This window comes from Serratia sp. 22264 (assembly GCF_052045345.1).
Taxonomy (GTDB): Bacteria; Pseudomonadota; Gammaproteobacteria; order Enterobacterales; family Enterobacteriaceae; genus Serratia; species Serratia plymuthica.
The window spans coordinates 199,090-218,493 of record NZ_JBQEOY010000007.1 but is presented as its reverse complement, the minus strand read 5'-3'; the positions used below and the strand labels follow the sequence as shown (position 1 = coordinate 218,493).

The window sequence follows — 19,404 nt, the reverse complement described above, 5'->3', positions numbered from 1 at the left end:
TTATATGGAATGAAAGTGGATAAATGAAATTTATAATCAATAAACGGATTATCTTCCATGAAGATAAGTCTTCGATAGAGTTGCTGGATGATACCATCGAGCCCGTTATGCTTACTGCAACATTGTGCAGGGTATTGTCGCTATTGGTGAAAAATAACAATCTGTTGCTGACCAGGGAGTTTCTTCTCTCCAATGGTTGGGATGAGTATGGGAAATCCTCTTCGCACAGCAACCTGAATAACTATATTTCGATGATCAGGAAGATATTCAATTCATTTGGCGAAAGTGAGATTATTGTCACCGTGCCCCGGCAAGGGTTTATGTTTTCTGCCGATGAAGTGAATACTGTTGATGGAGAGAGCTCGCTGAGTTCGGTGAGCAGGGACTTGCCGGCACCTGCGGCAGCGATACAGTGGAAACCTGCCAGCTTGGTATCGCTGGTGTTGGCGGCTATGGCGATCCTTATGGTTGCGGCTTACCCTTTTTTTGATCGATATCAGCCCGTTAAACACAGTGAAATTGGTAAGATAGACCACTGTTCCGTCGAAGTCTTAACTACGTCACACTATGTCAAACATACCGATGATGAGCTGGAAAAAATAAAGCCACTGATTGAAACGGCAAGGTTTAACTGCAAAGTGCCTGCAACCATTTATTATTTTAACACCAAAATGTTGGTCAGCAGGGCAGGCATGAATAATGACATATCTTTTTTGTCTTACTGCCCCGCCTCACGGTTAGAGGGGGTTGAAGCTCAGTGTGAAAATACCCATGAGATTATTGAAAAAAGGCAATTATAAGAAGAATATCTGCATCGCGGTCTCGGTCTTATCCATAGTGATCATCGCGGGCATGTTCTACTTGATGTTTGGCTCTCACACCGTGCCGGAGTGTAAAGCGGTGGTTAAGAGCATCAGGCCCATTGACGGGGAAAAGAAAGAAAGCATTATACTGGTCAACTTGGTGTCCTCCGGTTTTCGTGAGGCGACCTTTGTGATTAACGGGCATGCTAACGGCGCGAAGGGAAGCTACACGCTGTCACGGATAATCGAGGCTGATTACAAGTATCGAAGCGGTTATTACTACTTTACCGTCAGAGATATGAAAAAACAGCCAGCGGATAATGCCGGACAGGATGATGTGGGCCAGGCAGTGCCGGTCATAAACAGCAAGTATTTTTTACTGAAGATAGAGAAGTTGGATACAAAAAACTATGTCTTTAGCGAAAACCGCGCCCCTGTTTTCATCTGCACCAAAACCTGAATGCAGCAATTGTCCCATAATAGCGTTCGGTAGTGTGTCCTCGACGCTATTATGGGGTTTTCGCAGGAGAAAATGAGTGGGTGATGTTATCTGTAAGCCTGGTTATGGCGAAAATTCTTATACAAGATCACTCTACAGCCGTTCTTATTGTGTTTTTATGCATTATCAATCAGGTGTTCTGGTTTTTATGCGAATTTAACTTTTTATATAACTGAGTTCGCAGGCGACGGAGACATCCAACGGGCAGTAAGTAATCAATGACGCATAGTCTGAAAACCCCTTTTCCTTGATGTTGAAGTAATAATATATGTTGGCTTTATCCTCGCAGGAGTAGCGTTTAGCGATAATGTTCTCAATCTCTTTCGGCGGCATTCCATTGTACTTTATCGAGTAAATGTCGCAGTTCTTATATTGACCCAGGTTGGTAATGTTACTGACCGGAATCTGTTTATAAGCCATGCTTAAAAAAAAGGGTATCAGCAAGATAACACTGATAATGGCGATTTTTTTTAGCGGAATATTTCTCAGGCCAGCATAATAATGCCGATTAGCAACTGCCGGGGCATCCGTCGTCAGGTTTTCCTTGTTTTCTACCTCTATGATGCAATCTGGATCTAACATTGCCGTGTTGACTTCCTGCCGGGTAATCTTTTTTGCGACGAATTTAAATCCCTGCCTTGGGTAGGTGATTATCAGTTCGTCATCATCGAACTTTGCCAGCGATTTTCTCAGGCCGGAAATATAGTTGTTCAGATTACTGTCCGTTGCTTTAAGCCCATAATCCTCCCATACCTCATCAAGCAACTGTTTGCGCTTTATGAGCATGTCGTTATTTCTTACGAAGATCGACAGAAGTCTGCACGCGGGCTTAACCAGGATAATAGTGTTGCCTGGGTCGTCAATGTTTTCCAGCGTTCCTTCATATTCATTGTATTTAATCGTCTTGTTTATTACGAAAATCATTTTAGTAAAACCTCGTCTTATCCTTGAGAGGTTTGATTCTGCTATCACCGATTTCTTTTTTCAATAACCCCACCGGGTTGGATGTAGGATTAATCTGCTTCTTTGTCACGTATTAATTAAAATCAGCTATATGAATATTTATGAACATGTCTATATCCATAATTGAAAAGTCATTTTTGGGTTTAAATAATATATATTTATTATTTTTGTTTATTAAATCCCGTAATTTTGTACATTAACACTATAATGTTCCAATATAGTTCTGGATTGGGTACATTGTAGTGGCTGGCGATGAGCTGGCCGAAAATAGAGTTAGTTTTAAGAAAAAGCTTAGGCATCATCCGGTTTTCTCTACTCTCTTCGACACACTTTAAAATTGACTATTGATATCCTCTTCTTATAAAGGAATGTAAGGGTTTTTTATGAAACTGAATAAAATCATGATGGCAGCAGTACTGGCTTTCGGCGCAACTTCTATGATGGCTAACGCTGCGGTTAAAGATCAGGGCCACGGCACTGTAACCTTTAAAGGTGCAATCATCGATGCGCCTTGCTCTATTACGCCTGAATCCGTAGACCAGACCGTAAACCTGGGCCAGGTTTCTAGTGTTGCTCTGAAAGACGGTGGCCAGTCCACGCCGAAAAACTTCCAGATTAAACTGGAAAACTGTGGGCTGATTTCTACCGCTCCAGGTAAAAATAATACTGTTGCTCTTACCTTTACCGGCGCATCTTCAGTTGAAGACAATAAACTGCTGGGTATTACCGGTACTGCTAAAGGCGCAGGCATCGCCATTACCGACGGTTCAGGCAGACTGATCGAGCTGGGTAAAGCCTCTAACGCACAGGTGCTGAGCAATGGTAATAACACCCTGAGCTTCTCCGCTTATCTGCAGGGCAGCAAAGCCTCTGGCGCCGTAGTGACCCCGGGTGAATTCCAGTCCGTGGCTGACTTCACCCTGGCTTACCAATAAGCCCGGCTGTGGTGAAATAAATTCAGCATGCGGGGTAACCCGCATGCTTTATTACCGGAAAACACATTTGTGAATAGGGAATATTCAATGAATCATTTTCCTGGGAAAGTAATGCCCCCTTGCATATTGACCCTGTTGTTATTCTTCAGCAGTGCCCAAGCCGCCCACCAGACTCAGGGCTGGGGACGCGTCAATATGCAAGGGGCCATTGTCGATACTGCCTGCGCCATTGCCGCCGGCAGCCGGGAACAGGTTATTGATATGGAGACGGTGCCGGTCGCCGATATTATCCGTGACGGCCAGGGAATATCACGCCCTTTATCCATTGAGTTAATCAACTGCGTATTAACCCGGCCCAATAATACATTACCGGACTGGAAGCATTTTCAGGTGACCTTTGACGGTGAGACGGACGGCGCATTATTTGGCGTGCGGGGGGAAGCAAAGGGCTTTGCCCTGCAAATTGCCGACGGGAAGGGAAATATTGCCACACCAGGAAAACCTTTGCCGCTTGGGGATGTTTCATTAGGAACCATGCAGTTGAATTATGCCCTGCGGCTGGTAAGCAATAACCAGTCATTACGGGCAGGGGCTTATTCCACCGCCGTACGCTTCAAGCTGGATTATTACTGATGCGGATAAAAATCATTAAATAACAGGGTAGATGGCTATGGTGTTTTTTCCTGCAGGGACGCGGTTCCGTATTCGGTTATTAAGAGCCTGTATTTGTCTGGCGATAAGTTCTGCGGTGCCGTTGGGCTATGCCGATGACGGCATACAGTTCAATACCGACGTGCTGGATGTGAATGACCGGAAAAATATCGACCTGAGCCAGTTCTCCCGCAGCGGTTACATGATGCCGGGCACCTACAGCCTGACGGTGCACATCAATAAAAATGAGTTGCCGGAGCAGAACGTCCCTTTTTATCCGCCGGACGATGATCCGAAAGGCAGCCAGGCCTGTCTTTCACCGGCGCTGGTGGAGCAACTGGGGCTGAAGGCCGACGCACTGAAAGGGCTGCGCTGGTGGCACCAGGACCAATGTCTGGATATCGCCAGCCTGAAGGGCATGGAAGCCCGTGGTGACCTGGCGACTGCGGCGCTGTACCTGAGTATTCCGCAGGCCTATCTGGAATATTCATCGCCGGACTGGGATCCGCCATCGCGTTGGGATGAGGGTATTTCGGGGCTGTTGTTTGATTACAACCTCAATGGCCAGACCCAGCGCCAGCAACGCGACGGCTCACAGCGCTCTAGCCTGAGCGGCAACGGCACCACCGGCGCCAACCTGGGGGCCTGGCGGCTGCGGGCAGACTGGCAGGGGCAGCTCAATCACCAGACCAGCGGACGGGGAACCGATCAGCAACTGGACTGGAGCCGTTACTACCTCTACCGCGCGCTGCCGGCGCTGCGGTCAAAGCTGACGCTGGGGGAGGGTTACCTCAACTCCGGTATGTTCGACAGCTTCCGCTTCACCGGTGCCAGCCTGGTGTCGGACGACAATATGCTGCCGCCGAACCTGCGTGGTTATGCGCCGGAAGTGGTGGGGGTGGCGAAGACCAACGCCAAGGTCACCGTCAGCCAGCAGGGGCGGGTGATTTACGAGACCCAGGTGGCGGCGGGGCCGTTCCGCATTCAGGACATCAGCGAAGCGGTGTCCGGCGAGCTGGACGTGCGGGTGGAAGAGCAGGACGGCAGCGTGCAGGCATTCAAGATGAACACCGCCAGCATTCCTTATCTGACGCGCCCTGGTTCGGTGCGTTTCAAAGCGGCGGCGGGGCGACCTTCGGACTGGCAGCACCGTACCAACGGCCCGTTATTCGGCACCGGGGAGTTTTCCTGGGGGGTGAGCAACGGTTGGTCGCTGTATGGCGGCGCGCTGGGCGGCGGCGATTACAACGCGGCCTCATTGGGTATCGGCCGCGACCTGATGGCGCTGGGGGCGTTGTCGTTTGACGCCACCCAATCGCGGGCGCGTTTGCCGCAGCAGGGTGGCACGCTGAGCGGCGGCTCATACCGCCTGAGCTATTCGAAGAGCTTTGACAAGCTGGACAGCCAGGTGACCTTTGCCGGCTACCGCTTCTCGGAGCAGGACTTCATGAGCATGAGCGAGTACCTGGATGCCCGCTATGAGGGCCGCCGAACGGGTAACAACAAGGAGATGTACACCATCACCTTCAACCAGCAGTTCCGCGATGCGGGGGTCAGTTTGTACCTGAACTACGACCACCAGACTTACTGGGATCGGCCGGTGAATGACCGTTACAACCTGACGCTGTCGCGTTACTTCGACATAGGCCGGTTCAAGAACCTGAGCCTGTCATTGTCCGGTTATCGCAATAAATACAACGGCAGCAACGACGATGGCATGTACCTGTCGCTGTCGATGCCGTGGGGTAACGGTGCCAACGTCAGTTACAACACCTCGGTGAACCGTAACGACACCAGCCACCGGGTGGGAATTTACGACCGGATTGACGAGCACGACAACTACCAGTTGAGCGCGGGCCACTCACGCGGCGGCGCCAACCTGAGCGGTTACTACAACCACGAGGGAGATATTGCCCGGTTGAGCGTCAACGCCAGTTACCAGGAAGGCAGCTACAGCGCGCTGGGCTTCTCCGCCCAGGGCGGCGCCACAGTAACGCCGCAAGGCGGCGCATTGCACCGTATCGGCATGCCGGGCAGCACCCGCCTGCTGCTGGATACCGGCGGCGTGGCCGGGGTACCGGTACGCGGCTACGGTAGCACCAGCGACACCAACAGGTTTGGCAAGGCGGTGGTGGCGGACGTCAACAGCTACTACCGCAACCAGGCCAGCATTGATTTGAACAAGCTGGGTGACAACGCGGAGGCCACCAAATCGGTGGTGCAGGCCACCCTGACCGAGGGCGCGATCGGTTATCGGAAATTTGACGTGATCGCCGGGGAGAAGGCGATGGCAGTGATCACCCTGGCGGATGGCAGCACCCCGCCGTTCGGTGCCACGGTGATGAACGCCAACAAGCAGGATACAGGGATAGTGAACGACGGCGGCAGCGTCTACCTGAGCGGCATTCAGGCCGGTGACCGCATGACGGTGCACTGGAACGGCGCGGCGCAGTGCGCCATCAGCCTGCCGAAGACGCTGCCGGACAGCACGCTGAGCAACCTGCTGTTGCCGTGCCAGGCATTGCCGGCGGCAGAGGCAGACGCGCAGTAAGTGCAGACACCCTATTTGAATCAGCAAGAGAGACTTCTTATGAAAACGCATTTTGTCATCAACAAACACTGCCTGACCACCGCCGCCCTGTTGGGTGCATTGCTGGCCCCGCAGGCACAGGCGGCGATCGCGCTGGACCGTACCCGAGTGATTTTTGACGGAGGCCAGAACTCGGTGAGCCTGAACATCAGCAACCAGAACAAACAGTTGCCGTACCTGGCGCAGGCCTGGCTGGAAGACGAACAGGGCAACAAAATCCAGACTCCTCTGGTGGTATTGCCGCCGGTGCAGCGCGTTGAGCCGGGCAAACCGAGCCAGGTGAAAATCCAGGCACTGCCGGCGGCCAAACAGCTGCCGCAGGACCGCGAGACGCTGTATTACTTCAACCTGCGCGAGATCCCACCGAAGAGCGACAAGCCGAACACCCTACAGATAGCGCTGCAGACGCGCATCAAGCTGTTCTACCGCCCGGCGGCGATCACCCCGACCCAGGCGGAGATGGCCACACCGTGGCAGGAAAAGCTGACGCTGAGCAAGCAGGGCGATAAATATCAGGTGAATAACCCGACGCCGTACTACATCACGCTGGTGGATGCCGGCAGCAAGAAAGGCGTGGAAGGGGTGAAAGGTTTTGAACCGCTGATGGTGCCGCCGAAGGGGAATATGTCATTGGGCGTCAGCGCGGCTGCGTTGGGTGGAACGCCGGTACTGACCTACATCAACGACTACGGCGGTCGCCCGCAGCTGACCTTTAACTGCAGCGGCAGCACGTGCCAGGTGGTGCCGGAAAAGAACAAGTCATAAGGCCGTAGTCGGGGCAGGTGAACAGGAGATAAGACGATGCAACGGATAAGCAAGACACTGAGTCAACACCTGCCGGGTTACCGCGACTGGCAGTACTACGGCACCCTGGGTGCACTGGCGCTGATGGCGCCGATCACGCTCGGCACCCTGCTGCTGTTGCTGCCGAATGCGCACGGGCAGGCGGTGGATAACGGGTATGGCATGTTGCAGGTACGCGGCGCATTGACCGAAAGCGCCTGCCGGCTGGAGATGAGCAGTGCACGCCAGGATATTCAACTGGGCGAGACGGGCACCGGCCGGCTGCAAAACGTCGGGGACCGGGGCACGCCGGTGGGTTTTGAGCTGAGTTTGCAGGATTGCCTGCGCAGCCCGGCGGCCAGCCGCGACAGCCGCACCGGAGCACTAACCTGGGCGGCGCATCAGCCGGCGGTAACGGTGAGCTTCAGCGCCCCGGCGGACGCGGACAACCCGCAATTGGTGAAGGCGCGGGGCGTCTCCGGGCTGGCATTGCGAATGACTGATCCGCTGGGGCAGGACGTGCGGCTGGGCAGCCGCGGGCAACCGTTGCTGTTGACGCCGGGGCAGAACACGCTGGCATACAGCGTGGCACCGGAACGCACCCGCGCGCCGCTGGTGGCGGGCACCTATTCGGCTTCGGTGGATTTTCGGTTGAGTTATGACTGATAAGGAACAAGCGATGCGCATCTTAAAGCGGACAGAGAACCGATTTGTGGGGGCGAAACAGGCGCTGGTTTCTGTGCTAATGCTTTCGGCAGCGGTGTTCAGTACCAGTAGCGATGCTCTCACCAACATTAATATTTCCGTCACTGTTATGGCGCCGCCTCCCTGTGTGATTAATGGTGATCAGACCATTCAGGTGGATTTTGGCCAGAATGTGGTGATCTCACGAATTGATGGCAGTAACTACCTGACGACGATCGATTACACCCTTGAGTGTAAAGGCCCAAGCAAAAATGCCATGAAGATGATGATTGAAGGCACTGGCGCGGGATTTGACAGCGACGTCCTACAAACCGTTAAAACAGATCTGGGGATTGCGCTGAAACAGAATGGCCAGCCGCTTCGGCTCAACCAATGGTTGAACTTTACTTACCCGACGCGGCCAGTGCTGCAGGCGGTGCCCGTGAAAAAAGCGGGCGCAAACTTGCCAACGGGTGTTTTTTTCGCCGGCGCGACGTTGAAGGTGGATTATCAGTGAATTCGAAATACGCTATAGCCGCCTTGCTGGGCGCAATGTTGACTCTGCCACTGTCGTTACCCACTCAGGCGGCAGATATGTTCTTCAGCGGGCGGTTAGTTCAGGCCCCGTCTTGTGAGATCAATGAAGGGCAAACCATCGACGTCGACTTTGGCGATCGTGTCGGGGTGAGCAAGGTAGATGGCGTCAATTATTTACAGCCCATTAATTATCGTATCACCTGCCAGCCGGGGGCGACCACGCTGGAGTTGGGGTTAAGGGTGGTGGGGCCACCGACAGTTTTTGACGGTGCGGCATTGCAAACCAACGTGGCTGATTTGGGTATCCGGCTGTTGCAAAATGGTCAACCGTTGCAGGTCAATCAGCGCATTGCTATAGACCCTCAGAATCCGCCGCGTTTACAGGCGGTGCCGGTAAAAAAAGGGGGGGGTACATTGTCTGAAGGATTATTTGAGGTGGCCGCCACGCTGCTGGCGGATTACCAATAGGAGGATTTATGTCGAATAGCTTGTACATCTGCCTGTTGGTCGGTTGGTTATTTGCGGCGAGTGTGCCGCCTGTGGCTGCGGCAAGCAATAATCTGAAACTGCACGGTGCCCTGGTTGCAGAGCCTTGCACCTTATCTCCGGGGGATGAAAACGTGCAGTTGGATTTTGGTACGACGATAGACAAATACCTGTATCTTAATGGCCGCACTAATAGCAAGGCATTTCAACTGCATTTGATTGATTGCGACATCACCCTGGGAAAAACGCTCAGGATTACTTTCAATGGTACGGAGAATAGTAAGCTCCCCGGCCTGCTGGCGCTGGATGGCAGTAGTCAAGCGAACGGCGTGGCTATCGGTATGGAAAACCCACAAGGGCAGCCCTTGCCCCTGAATCGAAAGACCGGCACTTATACGCTGACCGACGGCAACAACGTGATTAATTTGCTGGCCTATGTGCGTGGTGAGCCGGAAGCGATAAGCAATAAGTCTATTGGCCGCGGAACCTTTACTGCCATTACCACTTTTAGCCTGGAATATGAATAACCGAATAAACATGAGTAGGCTTAGTATTAAGGCGAAGCCTATATTTTTCATTAAACAGTATTTAATAAGGTTTGGAATTCATTTGGGTTATGCACAAGTTCAACGTCGTTAAGCGCCGAAGATAGAAGCAGAGCATTGACTGCTTGCTTATTAAAACTGATGGGTGCTAGATAAGCAATTATTCGAAGGGTGCAAGGTGAATACTTTGTTGGATTATTAGCTGTTATTTTATCTTATAACCAATGGGAATATTATGGGACATCGAATTCTGGCACTATTTCTCTTTTTTACCTCATATTCCTATGCGGGGTCTTGGGCTGGTCAATACGAATCCGTAGTTATCTCGGATAAATTTTATGTGTCGTATGAGTGGGGGATCATGCCTCCTCATAATGTTTCAGGAACGGTCCAATGTTCTGCGGCCATGTGTCATTTTGGTCCCCTTCTTCGTGCCGGTGTCGGTAAGAGTTCGAGTGGGTATTATTGTGACGGTGGGGGTATATGTAATGGTAACTATACGGGCCTTTCTGAATATATGATTAAAGTACCCAATGGTACTTCGTATACCGACGCCTATGATAAGTATGTCGCCAAGTTTGGTTTATCCGGTCGAGTGATCCGGACCGAAGTTGGCAAGTATTATCCTGATGAGATCGCATGGGGTAAGCTCTGCACGGGATTCGCTATCCTACCTGTCGATAAAGCCGTTATCTCAACCCTTGTTCCTGATACCTCTTGCGGCTTAGTTGCACCGCCTCAAACCTCGTGCGAAATCATACTACCTCAAGTTCTGGACTTGGGGACGCCCCTCGTTGGCACTACTCCTCCGTCAGTACGCCAGGCAGGTCGTGCCGACTGTGGGGGTCATGCGACAATTAGTGCTGCCATAATGAATACGCCTGAATTGGATGGAAATGTCGTGACAATTTCTATTAACAACAAAGTTCTATCCTCGAAGCCGCAAACAGTGGGTGTTGGCAGTGTTATCGCTCTTAACACCACGGCTTCTGTATCAGCGCCATTCCTGCATGCTGGTTACTATGAAACCAATGCCATACTACTTATGAGCTATTACTGACAGGTATTGAATCACTTCTTGGAGATAAATTAGCGCCAAGGTTCCACTGACCTGTTTTTATCTAAAGATAAAAAATCGGTCGAGAACTATATTTCATTCTACTCACGATAATAAGGTGTTTGTAGCATTAAACCAGAACTGAGCGCAGCAAGCTCATTACATAATTGCTGTTGTGCTGGATTGTTCTGAACCAGGTAATCGTATTGATTGAGTGTGATTGCGTATTATCTTATATGATTCAAAGGCCACAAACTTGCCTCTGTATTTAATATTGTCATGATTAAACAATGATTTTTATGTTAATGCCTGTTAATAGAATGCGGTGGATTATGCTTTTATATAGTTCAAAAATTAGACGTTGCCCTCCCTATATTATGCTATTAATATGGTTTGGAATAGCGATGCATCTCTATCTCCCCAATATGGGTGGGATGGGTTTAGCCTTGCCGCAGAATATCATTAGCTGGGGAGCGATGGCACTGCTAAGCCTGGTTATTTGGCTGAGCATCTTGTTTAACAAACAACGCATCATAATAACGCCCACGATGAAATTGTTCTTTGTCGCCTCGGCGTTATTGGCTGTTCCTTTATTGTATACCCGGCCGGAATGGTTGGAAGCTGCCTCATGGCGCTTGGCTGGGTTATTTGGCGGCCTGATATTCTATTTTTCCTGGCTGCAGGTGTCTACATCCTCCCGCCTGCGGCTGGGGGTGCTGTACGGCCTGTTGCTTGCCATCAGTGTGCAGGCATTGCTGGCGCTGTTGCAGTTATTTTCCCCGGATTTGAGCTGGGTGGCTTTCAAAGGCGGCCGGGTTTATGGCGTTTTTCAACAGGCCAACGTGCTGGCCAGTTTTATCGCTACCGGTGTGGCGCTGGCCCTGATGCTGTTTCTGCTGCCCTGTTTTGCCCTGGCTCAGGCCTGGCATGAACGCTGGCGCCAGCGAACATTGGCCATGTTACTGGTGCTGTTCTCAGCGCTGTTGGTCTGGATACAGTCGCGTGTTGGTTGGTTAGGTGGGTTGTTGGTAGCGTTGCTATTTTGCGGTGCCTATGGCCGAAAATTGCCGGGACGCTGTGCGGCCGCGATAGGCCTGATACTTATCGGCGCCTTGTTAGGGGGCGCGATTATGACGTCGGGATGGGCTGGGGATGCGGGCTTCGCCTATGTCAGCCATAGTCACTCCAATCAGGCGCGCTACACCATGCTGCGCGATACGCTGACCATGATCACGGAGAAACCTTGGTCAGGTTGGGGATACGGTGGATTTGAGTACAGCTTTATGCATTTTCGCATCACTCAAACGCCGCCAACGATTATCACCGAGATTGCCAGTCATCCCCATAATGAGCTGCTGTTGTGGTGGCTGGAAGGGGGCGTGATCGCGTTAGCTGGAGTGGGTGTGTTGCTCATCGGCGGCTCACTGTTATTGCGGCGGCTCTGGCGCTACGAGGCGCGCGTAAACAAAGCGGGATCGGCCAATCAGGGAGAGGCGCTGGCACTCTGTTTTGTCTTGCTGCCGATTGCCTTGCATACCCAGACGGAGTACCCGTTTTATTTATCAGCGCTGCATTGGGCCGTTTGCCTGCTGTTGCTGGCGATGTTGGATCGTCTGGTTACCCCCGCCAGTGAGCGTGGCGCATTAACCGGCGTTGGGCGGAAAACCTTGGTCATTCTGTTGCCGATAGTCTCCCTGATCACGCTGTTGGTGATGCTGGTCGGATTGCTAGGGGGTATCACCCTTACGCGTGCAGAACAGAATAAATTTATGGATATGCGTGAGGTAGCCGCCATGCCGCCTGTCGCCAACTGGGTACAGAGTGAGCGTCGGGAGTTTGATCAACAGGTCTACGCATTGCTGTTATTCAACCAAACGCAGGATGAGGCATTGCTATCCGGCTACGCGAACTGGGCCAACGGCTATTTGAAAAAACGAATAGATAGAAATGTGTACGCCAGTTTGTATTTGATATTGAAACATCAGGGGAACAGTACGCAGGCTAAGAGGCTACGGCGGGAAGCGATAGCATTTTTCCCTGATGATCCGCGGTTTATGTAAACAGGAGCGTAATTTAAAAGGAGGCACATAGTCATGACAGTAAAAATATCAATCATAGAGACTAATCTCTTTTTTGCTGAAGGGTTGAAGTATGCCATATCAGAATACTTTACCCTAAATGGAAGAACCGTTGAGTTTTTAGAAAAACCAAAAAATAATGTATCCGCCGATCTGGTTTTTATTACACAGCCTGAATCAGGCAATGTGGCCTATTGTGACAGGGATATACAAGAGACGGGCGTTTCCCCTTTGTATATCTCTATCCGTAAAATAAAACCTGCCCAAACGACGAGGGAGAAAGCCTGTTCTCGTGAGTTGGGGGTTTTAGATTGTCATGCCGGTCTTGAGGCTTTGTTTCATCTGTTGGATGACAAACTTTGGCGAATGAATGTAACCAGTGCGGCGGCGGCACCCTGTTATTTTTGCTTAAGCAGAAGGCTCAGCGGCAGAGAGAAAGAGGTTGTCTCTTATCTCCGGCTAGGGGTTAATCAAACGCAAACGGCAAAGTATATGCATTTGAGTGTGAAAACCGTTCATACATACAAACGGTCTGTTATGCGTAAGCTTAACTTAAAGAGAAGAAATGATCTTTTTAGTTGGTTATTGAAGACTTGAATTTAAAAGGGATTTTATGTTGTTTTTTATGCTGTTTTTTTGTGTAGGGTTAAGTATTTTTTCATTTTATAAACATTTCTCTTTGGTGAAGAAAAAGCAGATTATGAAGAAAATGAACGTAAGACGGTGAGGCTTTATTTTTCGTGCTATTTTTTTTGAAAATTTAGCAGGTTAATAAAAATCACTTATTTCTGTAATGAATTACCCGGGTTTCTTATATGAAACGTTCAATATCATTTTCCAAGGCGTTGTGAAATGCAGGCATGGAGAGGTTAGCCTCACTGCTGCTTTGTGCCTGTTGTTTTCATCGCCATTTTTCGCGAATGGCACAGTTGATGTAAATATAACCTGGGTGAAGCACACAGAAACATTACAATCGATGTCCATAGCGCCAAGAGGAACGGTGAGCAACCCATATGTGCCGCCTTTTGGTGATGGACGCGGGGTAAAATGCACGTATTGTTCTGGTCTAGTGAAAGTTGACACCCCATTAAGCGGCGACTTCATATTCGTTTGGTGAAAGACCACCAAGATGGGTATGAGGTCGCCACATATTGTAGTATTCAATGACGTATTTACTGATGTCCCGCTTTGCACTTTCCGCATCTTGATAGCAACGCTCTTTCACCCACTCTGATTTCAGACTGCCAAAAAAACGCTCCATAACAATTTCCTCGCCGGCTTTGGCTGAGTTCTACGCCATTACTTGCAGCATAATTACGCCACTCACCACTGGTATATTGGCTGCCCTGATCTGAGTGAACCAACACGCTGTCTTTCGGTTTTCGCAACAGCCTTGCCAGGCGTAATGCCCTCAGAGCTAACTCAGCCGTCATTGTTTTCGCTACATCCCAACCCACGACTTGACGCGAGTAAAGATCGATAACGGCTGCCAGATAGCACCAGCCCTGACGTGTCGGGATATAGGTAATGTCAGTCACCCATTTTTTATTCGGTGCCTCAACGCTAAATTCCCGACCGAGATGGTTAGGCATTGCAGCACTAATATTGCGAGTATATACATACTTGCGTCGGCGCTGATGTCCCGATAACCCCAGCTTTTTCATCAGGCTACGGGTCGCATATCGTCCGAGGTTAAAGCATGGGCATTCCGCTCGGCATTTGATGATGTCGCAGGACGATGCTTTGCCTGAAGCCAGCGATAAAACCCGTTGCGGTTCACCGCCAGGGTTCGACAAAGCAGCGCTACCGACCAGAATAGGCGCTGCTCATCGATGAAAGCGAACCTCAGCGCTGCTCTTTTGCAAAGAAGGCTGTTGTAGAATCTCCTTCTGCTGCCTGAGTTCTTCATTTTCAGCACGCAGGCGGAGCAATTCGGCTTCAAGTTCGCTGCGAGGTCTTTCTCCCGACAGCTCAGTTTGCAGGGATTGCTCATAAGCAGTAACCCAGCGACTGATATTCTGATCGGAGACGTTGAGCTGACGGGCAACTTCGACACATGAAAGCCCTTGTTCACAAACAAGTTTGGCGGCTTCGATCTTGAATTCTTTGCTGTAATTTTTGCGTGTAGTTCTGGCCATAGGCACCTCCGTTTCAAGGATTATATCCTCTTAAGTCGATGTCACCGATTATTAGGCCAGAACAGAATGTAAGTTCCATTTATCGTTATCCTCTTAAATAAGTAGAGTGAATCGCCCATTGTGAAATGGACAGGCAGATAATCGTATTGCAATATGTTTTCGGTAATTGATATTAAAAATAGAATGTAACTATGTATTTTTTAGTAAATATATGTCAGTAGGTTCAATGAAATAGGCGAGATTTCATATGAGGTTGTCTCAGTTATCACCTCGATTTTAAATTTCAAAAATAGTAAACCCTCTCTTGTTGCCAGACCAGATGAATATAAGTTGACAAGAAAAGCTGTGCGCAGTTTAGGGGAGGCTATTGTCATTTTTATAGCGAGGGTCTTTGTCTTTCTGTGGCTTGGAAGGAGATTATGACGACTTAAGCGAAAGTGATCAGGGTGCAGAGGGGTTTGTAGGGCTCTCTATTGTTTTCTTTTCTTTTGTAAATTTCATAACTATTCCTTTATCAATACGATTGTATTGATAAAATGGCGCGCTCAATAGCGACAATAAAATCCGAGGGGAGTTATGGCTTTTAAAGCAAGAATGGACAGTGCCGATAGAAAAGAGTTATCTGAAATCTTGTCGCATAACTATGAATTGGTTAAGGATATACTTGGCTACTCTCCTTATGTTTCAACCTGTACCGGCCCTGTATGGGAAGCGAACAAATCGAGCATAAAACAATGCCTTTCTGGATTGACAGCAAATAACATGGTAACAACCCTCATGGAGATAAAGGGGCACGATGCAAAAAGAGCATTGTGGACCCTGATTGAAATGGAACTGCGAAAAGAGATATCATTAAAATTACCTGATGGATTAATGAAAAGCATTCTCAATGGTGTTGGTTATAAGGATTTAGTCGCATTCTTGACGGTGCATAATCCTGTGGAGAGGGAGCGTTTATTGCGTTTGTTACCCGCGGGTTTGGTTAGTGTGGTTGTTCTACATAATTTTAATTACAAGGTCATTCTGAATCATTTAAAAGAAAATAATATAGAGAATAAAATAAATAACTTCATACTGGCTAAAGTCATGGCTAAGTCGAGCGTTACCTGGGGCGTATTTTTAAATACGGCACCAATTGTATACTTGATTGTTTCCTAGGTGAACAGGGAGTTAAGTCATATTGCTATCTACAATGACGTACGGCGAAAATTCAGTTTCAGCAGCCAGTAAACGTGGTGGTTCCGTTTGTGTCCCTTCGGAGCCCTCCTGCCGTCAGGCTGGGGCTTGACACGTGGTTAAACAGAAAGTTTGCCGGCTGGTGTATTCAAGATCCTCTCTGGGAATAGGTGCCTGAATTTTTACGGTATATCAGAGAGCATGGCGCATTTTTAATATCGACAGGTCCTGATTTTCAAAAGATATTATGCAGTTGATAAGACAATAACCGCGACCGTTATCGCTGCAATGCCAAACCAGCCAATCGGGCGTAGTCGATGGCCAAACAAAATGCGACCAAACGCGGCTGTACCGGTGACGCCAATCGCCCCCCACATGGCGTAAGCCACCGCCAGATCCATGGTTTTTACCGCTTGCCCCAGCAAGGCGAAGGCAATCCAGACCAAAACGATAGCGCCAATGCCCCAGCCAACCTTGCGGAAGCCCTGTGATTTGGCAATCATCATATTGGCAATGATGTCAATGAACGCGGAAACCGTTACGAAGAAAATAGCCAGTGCCGTCATGATTAATGCTCCTCACCCAAAGCAACGCAGACAATGCCCACAACCGCAATGCCAAGACCCATCAACTCTCTCATGGACAGGTTATCCTTAAAAATAAAGACGCCGACCAGCGTTAATAACGTCAACCCCAAACCTTCCCAAATGGCATAGGCTACGCCGACACCAATCGTCCGGATTGACAGTGCGAGAAAGTAATAAGAAACCGCCAAGGCCGCGGCCATGACGAGATAACCCAAATACCCGCCATCACGGGCTGCAGAGGCCATGAATGACGTCCCTACCACTTCAAAAGTGATGGCCACCATTAAGCACATCCATGCCAGCATTCGTGTACTAGCGCCGTTCGCTAAACTAGCCATTTTAAACCTCTCCTCAATCACTTTCCGGTTTGTGTCGCTCATTATCAAGGTGTAACACATACTGTGCAAAATACTTACCATCAGGGAAGTTGATATATTATGCGATGTTCTCATGAAGCTTTTCAGGCGTTTGTCGAAGCCGTTACTCACGGTTCTTTTTCATCCGCAGCACGAAAATTGCGAAAGTCACAGTCTGCTATCAGTATGGCGATTTCGAACCTTGAAGAGGACTTTGGCGTACTTTTATTTGACCGTACATCACGATACCCGGCATTAACGCCTGCCGGACATAAAGTTTTGGGGTATGTAAAAGACGTCTTGGCGGCAGCCGATCGGCTTGAAGAATTGACACTGCGGCTTGCGGCTGAAAAGGTGACTGAAGATAAGCTAACTATCGTTATTTCTGATGTATATCAGCTCAATCCAAATCATAAGTTGATGCATAGGTTTGAGAAGTGCTATCCGCTTATCGAGCTCGAATGCCTAGATGCTGAAGGCGATGATGTGTTGGGTCTGTTGCAAAATGGAAGGGCTCATCTTGGGTTGCTAACCACACAGATGAATTACCCACAAGATATTATCGTGGAACGCCTGCCAGTGCGTGTTGACATGGCTTTGTATGTGGGACGCAAGCACCCGTTAACGCTGCTGGAAAACGTTGAAGAAGCCCATTTGGCTCGATACCGCAATCTGTATCTGAATACGCATGTGGGATCTGAAAATAAACCGCACGGCAATGTATGGTCTGCGTCAGATTACTTTATGATCCTGGAAATGGCTGAAGAAGGCTTTGGATGGGCTGAGTTGCCACGCAGCCTGGTAAAGCAATATGGCAGAGGGCGTCTGGTCGAATTAAAGATGAAAACATGGCCCCGACATATCTCGTCGGATGCGGTCTGGTCAAAACTCCATCCACCTGGGCCGGCAGGATTCTGGTTGCTTGATGAACTGTTAAAAACAGGTTCTTTATAGTGATGCCAACAGGATTAAAGGCGATTGCCGGTAGTTGCATTAACGGTCTGACACGCATGGATGACGTCACCACGCCAAATATAAAAAAAGGTCAGGGCCCTGAGGCACCTGACCTTTTTGTTGCCGTTTACCCAGTAGCTTTGGCCGCCGGGCATGCAAATCAACGCATGGTAACGAACTCTTCCGCTGCGGTCGGGTGGATCGCCACGGTGTTGTCGAAGTCTTTCTTGGTGGCGCCCATCTTGATGGCGACGGCGAAGCCCTGCAGGATCTCGTCCATGCCCAAGCCGATACCGTGCAGGCCGACAATCTTCTCTTCCTTGCCTACGCACACCAGCTTCATGCGGCACGGTTGGCGGTGCTGCGTCACGGCGCTGTACATGGCGGTGAAGGAAGACTTATACACTTTCACGCTGTCGGCGCCGAATTTCTCGATAGCTTCCGGCTCGGTCAGGCCGATAGTGCCGATCGGCGGATGGCTGAACACCACGGTGGCGATGTTGCTGTAATCCAGGTGTTCTTCCGGCTTGTTGTTGAACAGGCGTTCGGACAGGCGACGGCCGGCGGCGACCGCAACCGGGGTCAGTTCAACCGCGCCGGTGTTGTCGCCCACCGCGTAAATGCCTTTTACGCTGGTATTCTGGTATTTATCGACGTCGATATAGCCTTGTTCGTTGGTTTTCACCCCGGTCACGCTCAGGTTCAGGTTATCGGTCGCCGGTTCGCGGCCAATCGCCCATACCAGGCTGTCGACGGTGAATTCCTTGCCGTTTTCGAGTTGCAGCGTCAGGCTGCCGTCGGCGTTCTTGACGATGGCTTTCGGCACGGATTCGGTGTGCAGGCTCGGTCCTTCGGTGTTCATCACTTCCACCAGGGTTTCGACAATCATCGGATCGAAGGTACGCAGCGGTGCGTGTTTACGCACGAACAGGTGGGTTTCGGCCCCCAGCGCGTTCATCACGCCGGCGATCTCCACCGCGATATAGCCCGCGCCGACGACCGCAACGCGTTTTGGCATTGCGTCCAGCTCGAAGAAGCCGTCTGAGTCGATGCCGTATTCGGCGCCTGGAATGTCAGGGTGGCTCGGGCGGCCGCCGGTGGCGATCAGAATATGGTCGGCGGTGATCTTCTCGCCGTTTACTTCCACCGTGTGGGCGTCGATAAAGCGCGCGAAACCTTTAATCACGTCGACTTTGTTTTTGCCCAGCACGTTGTCGTAGGAATTATGGATACGGTCGATATAAGCGGTGCGGTTGGCGACCAGCTTCTTCCAGTCAAAGGTGTTGACGGTAGTATCGAAGCCGTAATCCGGGCCGTACAGGTGGATGGCTTCGGCGATCTGCGCCGCGTGCCACATGACTTTTTTCGGTACACAACCCACGTTTACGCAGGTGCCGCCCAGTTCCTTGGCTTCAATCAGTGCGCATTTCTGGCCATACATGGCTGCCCGGTTGATCGATGCGATGCCGCCGCTGCCGCCGCCAATTGCTAGATAATCGTAATGTTTGGTCATCTGGGATTTCCATGAATTGTGTGAATCGAAGAGGGTAAGAGTTTAACGCCTGATACGGGTTTGTCGCAA

22 protein-coding genes are annotated in these 19,404 nt (G+C 50.2%); 15 read left to right on the top strand and 7 right to left on the bottom strand.

What is annotated here, in order from left to right:
- Positions 1-23 precede the first annotated feature (23 nt).
- Together ACTJJ1_RS21425 and ACTJJ1_RS21420 are read left to right on the top strand one after the other, a co-directional pair.
- Positions 24-800, top strand: a complete 777-nt coding sequence (locus ACTJJ1_RS21425; protein WP_440835204.1) for a winged helix-turn-helix domain-containing protein — start codon at positions 24-26, stop codon at positions 798-800.
- The gene (locus tag ACTJJ1_RS21420; RefSeq protein ID WP_020457656.1) at positions 772-1,263 is read left to right on the top strand and encodes a hypothetical protein; all 492 of its coding nucleotides are present in this window, start codon (positions 772-774) and stop codon (positions 1,261-1,263) included. The genes ACTJJ1_RS21425 and ACTJJ1_RS21420 overlap by 29 nt, the downstream gene beginning before the upstream one ends.
- Positions 1,264-1,458: 195 nt before the next feature.
- Here the strand turns inward: ACTJJ1_RS21420 and ACTJJ1_RS21415 are convergent, their stop codons facing one another.
- Positions 1,459-2,226 carry a winged helix-turn-helix domain-containing protein gene (locus ACTJJ1_RS21415; RefSeq protein ID WP_440835203.1) on the bottom strand — a complete coding sequence of 256 codons (768 nt, stop codon included), beginning with the start codon at positions 2,224-2,226 and terminating at the stop codon, positions 1,459-1,461.
- Positions 2,227-2,648: 422 nt separating this feature from the next.
- Between ACTJJ1_RS21415 and ACTJJ1_RS21410 the strand changes: the two genes are divergently transcribed.
- The 11 genes from ACTJJ1_RS21410 to ACTJJ1_RS21360 all read left to right on the top strand — a co-directional run bounded on the left by ACTJJ1_RS21410 (position 2,649) and on the right by ACTJJ1_RS21360 (position 13,208).
- On the top strand, positions 2,649-3,200 hold the full coding sequence (locus ACTJJ1_RS21410; protein WP_440835202.1) for a fimbrial protein: 552 nt from the start codon (positions 2,649-2,651) through the stop codon (positions 3,198-3,200).
- An 87-nt stretch (positions 3,201-3,287) separates the two neighbouring features.
- Entirely contained in the window at positions 3,288-3,833 is a 546-nt protein-coding gene (locus tag ACTJJ1_RS21405) for a fimbrial protein (RefSeq protein WP_440835244.1), read from the top strand.
- 37 nt (positions 3,834-3,870) lie between these two features.
- Positions 3,871-6,402 (top strand): outer membrane usher protein, encoded by a 2,532-nt coding sequence (locus ACTJJ1_RS21400; protein ID WP_440835200.1) that lies wholly within the window; start codon positions 3,871-3,873, stop codon positions 6,400-6,402.
- Between the two features lie 39 nt (positions 6,403-6,441).
- Positions 6,442-7,206, top strand: coding sequence for a fimbria/pilus periplasmic chaperone (locus ACTJJ1_RS21395; protein WP_004951614.1), 765 nt, complete (start codon positions 6,442-6,444; stop codon positions 7,204-7,206).
- A gap of 36 nt (positions 7,207-7,242) precedes the next feature.
- On the top strand, positions 7,243-7,890 hold the full coding sequence (locus ACTJJ1_RS21390) for a fimbrial protein (RefSeq protein WP_440835198.1): 648 nt from the start codon (positions 7,243-7,245) through the stop codon (positions 7,888-7,890).
- A gap of 13 nt (positions 7,891-7,903) precedes the next feature.
- On the top strand, positions 7,904-8,425 hold the full coding sequence (locus tag ACTJJ1_RS21385; protein WP_440835243.1) for a fimbrial protein: 522 nt from the start codon (positions 7,904-7,906) through the stop codon (positions 8,423-8,425).
- On the top strand, positions 8,422-8,913 hold the full coding sequence (locus ACTJJ1_RS21380; RefSeq protein ID WP_440835196.1) for a fimbrial protein: 492 nt from the start codon (positions 8,422-8,424) through the stop codon (positions 8,911-8,913). Before ACTJJ1_RS21385 ends, ACTJJ1_RS21380 begins: the two co-directional genes overlap by 4 nt.
- 8 nt (positions 8,914-8,921) lie before the next feature.
- Complete coding sequence (locus tag ACTJJ1_RS21375) at positions 8,922-9,458, top strand: fimbrial protein (protein ID WP_421414446.1); 537 nt, start codon at positions 8,922-8,924, stop codon at positions 9,456-9,458.
- Between the two features lie 253 nt (positions 9,459-9,711).
- Entirely contained in the window at positions 9,712-10,536 is an 825-nt protein-coding gene (locus tag ACTJJ1_RS21370; RefSeq protein WP_440835194.1) for a hypothetical protein, read from the top strand.
- Between the two features lie 329 nt (positions 10,537-10,865).
- Complete coding sequence (locus ACTJJ1_RS21365; RefSeq protein WP_440835241.1) at positions 10,866-12,593, top strand: Wzy polymerase domain-containing protein; 1,728 nt, start codon at positions 10,866-10,868, stop codon at positions 12,591-12,593.
- 33 nt (positions 12,594-12,626) lie between these two features.
- Positions 12,627-13,208: a helix-turn-helix transcriptional regulator gene (locus ACTJJ1_RS21360; RefSeq protein WP_440835192.1), complete on the top strand. Its 582-nt coding sequence runs from the start codon at positions 12,627-12,629 to the stop codon at positions 13,206-13,208.
- Between the two features lie 490 nt (positions 13,209-13,698).
- Here the strand turns inward: ACTJJ1_RS21360 and ACTJJ1_RS21355 are convergent, their stop codons facing one another.
- Genes ACTJJ1_RS21355 through ACTJJ1_RS21345 form a run of 3 tightly spaced genes read right to left on the bottom strand, consistent with a single transcriptional unit; the run spans position 13,699 to position 14,749 of the window.
- Positions 13,699-13,836 (bottom strand): IS3 family transposase, encoded by a 138-nt coding sequence (locus ACTJJ1_RS21355; protein WP_080653258.1) that lies wholly within the window; start codon positions 13,834-13,836, stop codon positions 13,699-13,701.
- Positions 13,784-14,407, bottom strand: a complete 624-nt coding sequence (locus tag ACTJJ1_RS21350) for an IS3 family transposase (RefSeq protein ID WP_440835189.1) — start codon at positions 14,405-14,407, stop codon at positions 13,784-13,786. The genes ACTJJ1_RS21355 and ACTJJ1_RS21350 overlap by 53 nt, the downstream gene beginning before the upstream one ends.
- A gap of 30 nt (positions 14,408-14,437) precedes the next feature.
- Positions 14,438-14,749 (bottom strand): transposase, encoded by a 312-nt coding sequence (locus ACTJJ1_RS21345; protein ID WP_440835187.1) that lies wholly within the window; start codon positions 14,747-14,749, stop codon positions 14,438-14,440.
- A gap of 576 nt (positions 14,750-15,325) precedes the next feature.
- On the opposite strand from ACTJJ1_RS21345, the gene ACTJJ1_RS21340 reads away from it, so the two are divergent.
- Complete coding sequence (locus ACTJJ1_RS21340) at positions 15,326-15,907, top strand: hypothetical protein (RefSeq protein ID WP_440835185.1); 582 nt, start codon at positions 15,326-15,328, stop codon at positions 15,905-15,907.
- Positions 15,908-16,170: 263 nt separating this feature from the next.
- On the opposite strand, the gene ACTJJ1_RS21335 is transcribed toward ACTJJ1_RS21340, so the two are convergent.
- Both ACTJJ1_RS21335 and ACTJJ1_RS21330 read right to left on the bottom strand, forming a co-directional pair.
- Positions 16,171-16,491, bottom strand: coding sequence for an SMR family transporter (locus ACTJJ1_RS21335; RefSeq protein ID WP_004951599.1), 321 nt, complete (start codon positions 16,489-16,491; stop codon positions 16,171-16,173).
- Positions 16,492-16,493: 2 nt separating this feature from the next.
- Positions 16,494-16,850 (bottom strand): DMT family transporter, encoded by a 357-nt coding sequence (locus ACTJJ1_RS21330; RefSeq protein ID WP_440835183.1) that lies wholly within the window; start codon positions 16,848-16,850, stop codon positions 16,494-16,496.
- Positions 16,851-16,949: 99 nt separating this feature from the next.
- On the opposite strand from ACTJJ1_RS21330, the gene ACTJJ1_RS21325 reads away from it, so the two are divergent.
- Positions 16,950-17,822, top strand: coding sequence for a LysR family transcriptional regulator (locus ACTJJ1_RS21325; RefSeq protein WP_440835181.1), 873 nt, complete (start codon positions 16,950-16,952; stop codon positions 17,820-17,822).
- A gap of 160 nt (positions 17,823-17,982) precedes the next feature.
- Here ACTJJ1_RS21325 and gorA read toward each other — a convergent pair whose 3' ends face one another.
- Complete coding sequence (gene gorA, locus ACTJJ1_RS21320; protein WP_004951597.1) at positions 17,983-19,335, bottom strand: glutathione-disulfide reductase; 1,353 nt, start codon at positions 19,333-19,335, stop codon at positions 17,983-17,985.
- Positions 19,336-19,404: the final 69 nt, after the last annotated feature.